Origin of the sequence: Atopococcus tabaci DSM 17538 (assembly GCF_000429585.1) — a bacterium.
Taxonomy (GTDB): Bacteria; Bacillota; Bacilli; order Lactobacillales; family Carnobacteriaceae_A; genus Atopococcus; species Atopococcus tabaci.
The window spans coordinates 1-1,180 of record NZ_AUCD01000138.1 but is presented as its reverse complement, the minus strand read 5'-3'; the positions used below and the strand labels follow the sequence as shown (position 1 = coordinate 1,180).

1 protein-coding gene and 2 tRNA genes are annotated in these 1,180 nt (G+C 44.2%); all 3 read left to right on the top strand.

Translation table 11 applies throughout. From position 1 onward, the window contains the following. Positions 1 to 166: 166 nt before the first annotated feature. Positions 167 to 238, top strand: a tRNA-Glu gene (locus G470_RS0111755). A 30-nt stretch (positions 239 to 268) separates the two neighbouring features. Then, positions 269 to 341 (top strand) — tRNA-Thr (locus tag G470_RS0111750). Between the two features lie 292 nt (positions 342 to 633). After that, a complete protein-coding gene (locus G470_RS13605) occupies positions 634 to 927 on the top strand; it encodes a DUF4385 family protein (protein WP_205617936.1) in 294 nt (97 codons plus the stop codon). The last annotated feature ends 253 nt before the right edge of the window (positions 928 to 1,180 follow it).

The following is a 1,180-nucleotide window of genomic DNA, read 5'->3' as shown; positions in this document are numbered from 1 at the left end:
GCTTACTTAAGATATTGAACCGCCGTATACGGAACCGTACGTACGGTGGTGTGAGAGGACGATAAATGAATTAATCATTTATCTCCTACTCGATTAAAAAAAATCAAAAAAATATTGACCTTGAGGCTGTTTCTGTGTACAATAGTTCTTGTGTGTGAGAGATATTGGCCCGTTGGTCAAGTGGTTAAGACACCGCCCTTTCACGGCGGTAACACGGGTTCGAATCCCGTACGGGTCATTTTAGCTTAGGAAGGCGAATTTCCAAGCGGCCGGCTTAGCTCAGTTGGTAGAGCATCGCATTCGTAACGCGGGGGTCACAGGTTCAAGTCCTGCAGCCGGCATAAAATGAGAAAAAAGACATATCAAGGTTTTGATGACCTTTGATATGTCTTTTTTGTGTATATAGTTCAATGACCCTGCCTCTAAAGAGACAGACAAGATAATTGATTCAAAAGAGCAGGTGGAGTAGGGTTTGGAATGAGGGTATACCTTCGTTTGAGACAACAAGGAAAGATTGAAAATAAGTCCTCCAAAGAGGTGAGAAAATTGGCATTCAACTACGATCTTGACTTCGACAACATAGACTTTCGCAAACAGCCGGAATTGTACAGGGTGGGAAGAGGAGAATAAGGAGTGTTGCTGGTAGAGCCGTATAAGAGCGAGATACTTCCGCACTGGCGCTTTAAGCCCCCTGAAATCGCAAAAGAATCATCTGAAAAAATTTACCAGTTGTACTTAGAGTACAAAGAAGCGGGCGATTTTGTCGAGATGGATATGGCCAGAAAGTTTCTTCAGATGGGCTATACACGGTCCAGGCGTTACGCAAACTACAAAGGTGGAAGGAAATACGATGAAGACGGTGAAATAAAGGAAAGAACGATGGACGAAGAAAAAGCAGAATCAGCGGCCATATTTGAACAAAAATAGAAATCGTACGAGAAGATGCAGATTACCTTAAACTGAAGAAAGAACACCAAAAGAAGTATGGTTGAAGCAGCGGTGGAGCACCATAGAGAGAGGCTGGGACAAAAGTCCCATCCTCCTCTTCTGCGTTTCCGAATAGGCCAGCGAAAATGCGCTCCAGGGGTTCGGGTCTAAACGCATTTTGTCCCGCTCTCTTTCCTACGTTTAGTCAAGTCAAACGTGGTTGAACAAGGAAATTTCCTTCGGAATGGACGGG